This is a genomic window from Bartonella sp. MU37NMGALS (genome assembly GCF_042194015.1).
GTDB lineage: Bacteria > Pseudomonadota > Alphaproteobacteria > Rhizobiales > Rhizobiaceae > Bartonella > Bartonella grahamii.
In genome coordinates this window covers 1-4,961 of sequence record NZ_JBHIML010000044.1, presented here as the reverse complement: position 1 = coordinate 4,961, position 4,961 = coordinate 1, and the positions used below count along the sequence as shown (strand labels likewise).

Sequence of the window (4,961 nt, the reverse complement as noted above, 5' to 3'; positions counted from 1 at the left end):
GGAAATTGCTGGGTGTATGATGAGGCTCTTGTGTTTAAAAATGGTCACGTTTATGAAAATGCAAGGGTTTTTGGCAAGGCTGTCACTTGTGGTCATATCTATGGTCATGCGCGGGTTTATGACAATGCTATCGTTGCTGGCTATGTCTATAATAATGCCCATGTTTATGGCAAGGCTGTTATTTCTAATAATTCCCATGTCTATGGTAATGCGCGTGTTTATGGCAAGGCTATTATTTATGATAATGCCTATGTTTATGACAATGCTAGGGTTTATGAAAACGCTCGTATAGCAAATAACGTGCATGTTTTTGAAAATGCTCATATTCATGGAATTGCTGTTATTCGTGAAAATGTCGGCGGGTCTACTAAAATAAAAACCTATACTGAACGTCTCTCTCCTTATGGTGAATTAGAGATTGTCTGGGTCTAATCAATAAAGCAGTGTAAATGGAAGTACAGGCGCGGCGGGGGCGCCCCTCTTTTAAATTTCCCATTCCAAATTTTAGCAAATGTTTATCACATTAGATTGTGAGGGTCTTCTATGTGCAAAAAATACGAATTAACCAGTGAAATCAAAAAAATCAAACATGCTCTTACTCGAAATATTATAAGCCTTTATCGCATTAAAGCTTTAAAAGATTTCGATGATATAAAGGCGGGGTCTTTAGGCGGCTTTATTGAAAAGGAAGTTAACCTATCCCATGATGGCAATTGCTGGGTGTATGATGAGGCTTGTGTCTACGGTCATGCAAGAGTATATGAAAATGCAAAAATACGGCATTATTCTCAAGTCTGTGGTCAAGTTTATGGCAATGCTGAAGTCTATGGAAAGGCTTTTATCTCTCAATATGCTAAAGTTTATGACCATGCTTTTGTCTATGGCAATGCTCATGTTTATGGCAATGTTTATGGGTATGCTCATGTGAATGGTAGTGCCCGCGTTCTTGCTGATGCTCATATTTATGACCATGCGCATGTTTCTTATGATGCTACGGTTTTTAGTTATGCACGCGTTTATGGTCATGCCAAGGTTTCTGGCTTGGCTTGTATTTATAGCCATGCAAAAATTTATAATTATGCTGTTATTAATGGTCGTGCAAAGATTTATGGCAAGGTTTATGGGAATGCTTGTGTGAGTGGCTCTTGTGAGATTTATGGCTCTGTTTATGGCAATGCTAAAATCTCATATTGTGCAACGATCTGGGGGCGTGCTTATGGCAATGCAAAAATCAACAAAAAAAGCAAAGTAAGGTTGGTTCCAAAAAATTGTGAGGTGTATGAAAGGGATAATGTTGTCAATATAAATGATAAAACAGAATAAAAACACGCATGGGGCGTGCCTTCTTTATGGTTATAAACGCATATAAAATGCATTGCTATAAACATATCATAAAAGAGAGAGTAAAATAAAAAAAAGCCGTGCCAAGTGATATGACGCGGCTTTCAAATAGCGTTTTTTATTGATTAAAATGAATCATCCACAATGGAGTAATGAATGCATATATACAAAACGTATCATATTGCAAGCGCTCTATGAGAGATATGAAAACTTATCAAAAGAAACGTAAATGGTGCGTTTGATTTTTACTCACTCATTTGAATGAGAAAACCTATAAACGCTCGGTAGCTTTAACAATCCAATCAAAAGAACATGCATATTAAGTGAATATCTTATAACAAAACGTTTTTTACATTTACGAGCATTGGTTTTTACAAAGCAGCTTTTCATAAGATAAATAAACAAACGCTTTTATAAAGTGTAAGGTTTTTAAGATTTTGCTCTGCTGTGAAATCTAGATCTTCGTTTTTCATAAATGAAACGTTCTTAAGAGCAAATGATAACTAAGTTATAACTGTAATAAAAAAAGTTTTAACGTTTCTTATAAAGATCTCATTTTATGTTTCAAACGTTTAAACGTGCATTTAAAGAGGTTCTCATAAGCGTATTTGTACTTTTCATAAAACCTAATTTCTTTAAATATTAGCCGGTCCATTTTTGGAGACATTATCTTAGAATAGAGCATTCTTTAAACATTACAGCTTTTGACTCAAAATTGAGTAAAAATCCATGTGAGATTACAATGGTTTTGAAGTTTTCTTGCTTGCGTTATATCATTAAAAAGCTTTCTCTTTCATAAGACATAACATTGTGATTTTCATTCTATATGTCATGATATTATATTTATGCTGATTACTTATCATTTTCTAAACTTTTAGAAAGCGTTTTAAAAGCGATTTGTCTTTAAATCCTTTTATGCAATCTTTATAAATTAAACCTATAAGCTTATGACAGTTTCAAACGATTATCCTCTAATAGGTGATAAGATATTGCTATAATAAATATAGATTTTATGCTTCCCAATTTTGGGAACCAATAATTTTGTTCTTTATACGATTAAACAAACCAATCTTTAAAACAAGATGTAATCTTTAAACATATGTTATCGATTATTTCAAACAACTAAATTTTAAACAATGTGATTTGTGCTGTGATAAAAACGTATCATAAAATTTATGAACTGTTATGAATGATAGCTGCTTTTCATTTCATTTGAACGTTTACATGCGTTATAATATTTACATCATGATTTGCTTTTTATGGTCTATTCATACATGGCAATCTTATATAAAAAATAGTCAATTTAAACATGCATAAAAGGATGGATTCTTGAGTGGATTCATATAAAATAATTGCAAACAACATATTGACTTTATTGCGTTTTTTGATATGATATTTCTTACACGGTCTAAGCTATTTTGAAGGGCGGCATTAAAAGACGGATTCTGTCCAACCATACCACCAGAAGCCATATGTCTAAGATTCATGGCTGCCGACGTTGGATTATAGATTGTATTCATCAAAGAGCGATTTTGATAGTGCAATGGTACACTCCCAAGACCACCTATGGCTTGGGTGGTTTGAGCACTTAACGGGGCAATACGAGGTCCTCCATAAACATTACCACCCGCCCCTGTATTATACAGATGATACGCATCACTACCCCCACGCTTAAATACATTCTCCAACCAAGCAGGGGGGGCGCTTGTCTGTACCTGCTTTTGTTCTGTTGTTGCTGGTGTCTTGCTCCCCATTTCACAATTCCTTCCTGTAATAAAGCATATCTATGCTGTAACCTTGCTTGTTCAGTGCACGTTTCCAACCCAAACGACCCAAGATCTCCATTTCAAAAGCGCCATTCTCACGCGCCCAATCCTCTGCAACTTGCAAATTGTCAACCAAATCAAGAACACCCTTGCCACTACATTCACAAATCAGAGCGCGTTTCTTTCCTAAAACTGTCTGTTGTATCTGGGTCGTGACGACCGCTAAAAAGCGCTCTTCATCATCCAAAACAAGCCATAACTGTTTCTTACCCGTGCAAATAGATTCAATGAGTTCTTGCAACGTAATTTCATGTTTGAAACGCTCTACATACTCTCTAAAAGATGCAATGATTTCTTCAAGATAAGGGGCTATACGCTCTATATCCCAAGAACTGGTCAAAAAGACTTTTGCCATTATCCTCTACCAAAAGGACGTAAATCCACATTAAAACCCGTAATCATCGTCCAAGGTTCATTCTTAGGAATGCGCAATTTAAAGCGGTGATAACGATTGCGTGAACGCCCATGATAAGCGCCCGTGACATAAGAACACACCCTTTCCTTATGCCATGTGATCGGTGTCTGATTATTGCGAAGACGACGTTCCCCTATGCTTAAAAGACCTTGTGTTGTATCAACTTCGGCAAACATTTTCGTGATAAAGTTAAAACTTCCATCCGGTGCCCCCATCTCTTGTGAAACAACCGTTGCCTCCATCGGGGCTCCTGTAAACATAACAAGCCGATTGTTTTCATCAAAAGCACCAAGCATTGGAGCGCCACTTTGCCAACGAGGGCTGTCTAAAGAAGCCGGCAATGCCTCAAGATTGATCGAAATCTCATCTAACTGTTCTAAAGTATACCCTGTTGTAAACACTGGAAAGAACGTGAAAGGCTTTCCCTGTAGTGTCGACCATTTCTGTAAACCCCAATCATAAACAAAGGTCGTTTGCTCGTTATTGCCTCTCTTTAAGGACCAGTAAATCCGGTTATCAATGGGGTCTATAACTCCTTGCATCTCATCAAGAGCAAACTTATCAAATGTTTTAAAAACCGTTCTATCAACCTTTTCAAAACCTATCGGTAAAAGTTGACCATCTAAACTCATCTGATAAAAACCACCATCACCTGCAAAAAAAGCGTCACTCCCTCGACATGCTATAGAGGCTGCACTGCGGGCTCCTCGCTTGTCTTGTATCTTTTGAAACGTAAATACAATCTTAGAACCCGCAACAAAGGTTCCTGCATAAATAGCAGAACGCATAAAAATGAGGGGATTGGTGGACTCTGTTGCCCCTTGAACATATTCTCCATCCGGAAAATCTTGAAAATCGCAATCTTTCTGTTTAACTGTCCAATGGCTTGCATCTTCCAAACCAGACCAATGAATGCGATTGGGGTGATCTGTCAATTGCATCAAACAAACAAAAGGTCCCCAAACCTTCACCAAGCCTGCTTTCGGCGGATTGCCTCCTAAATCTTCAAATCGTTCAGAACTATGGGTATTAAAAACTTGTGGTTTATCATTTTTATTGACCGCAATAATTCTTTGACCAAACAGAGCGAACGACCATTGATTATCCTCATGCGCATGATACGTCACACCACTTTGGCTTATGTCTTTCCAACCCTTCGTTTGACTATCATAACTGTAAAGCTTTTGCTTGCCTCCTACGATTATCTTAACACCATTACCGCTTCTAAAGGCTATTGAACCCAAGGGCTTTTCTTCCAAAGCATGAGACACAACCATTGCACTAGGCATGGGTATGTAACCACCATCTGCTGGTAAAACATTCACAAGGCTATCCGTAAAGCTGCCGTTGACAACCGCAACATCTGGTCTGTAATCGGC

The 4,961-nt window shown here is 37.4% G+C and carries 4 protein-coding genes and 1 pseudogene; 2 read left to right on the top strand and 3 right to left on the bottom strand.

Features of this window, described 5'->3' with window-relative positions; all coding sequences use genetic code 11:
- Positions 1-432 (top strand): hypothetical protein (locus ACFIJP_RS08620; RefSeq protein WP_375626985.1); only part of this gene is annotated, 432 nt, incomplete at its 5' end.
- A gap of 111 nt (positions 433-543) precedes the next feature.
- Complete coding sequence (locus ACFIJP_RS08615; protein WP_375626983.1) at positions 544-1,323, top strand: hypothetical protein; 780 nt, start codon at positions 544-546, stop codon at positions 1,321-1,323.
- Between the two features lie 1,397 nt (positions 1,324-2,720).
- On the opposite strand, the pseudogene ACFIJP_RS08610 reads toward ACFIJP_RS08615, so the two are convergent.
- The 3 genes and pseudogenes from ACFIJP_RS08610 to ACFIJP_RS08600 form a co-directional block, all read right to left on the bottom strand.
- Positions 2,721-3,095, bottom strand: a pseudogene (locus ACFIJP_RS08610) (hypothetical protein); the annotation flags it as partial.
- A 1-nt stretch (position 3,096) separates the two neighbouring features.
- Complete coding sequence (locus ACFIJP_RS08605; protein ID WP_375626981.1) at positions 3,097-3,522, bottom strand: hypothetical protein; 426 nt, start codon at positions 3,520-3,522, stop codon at positions 3,097-3,099.
- The coding region (locus ACFIJP_RS08600) for a hypothetical protein (RefSeq protein ID WP_375626980.1) at positions 3,522-4,961 on the bottom strand (1,440 nt) is incomplete at its 5' end. The genes ACFIJP_RS08605 and ACFIJP_RS08600, both read right to left, overlap by 1 nt.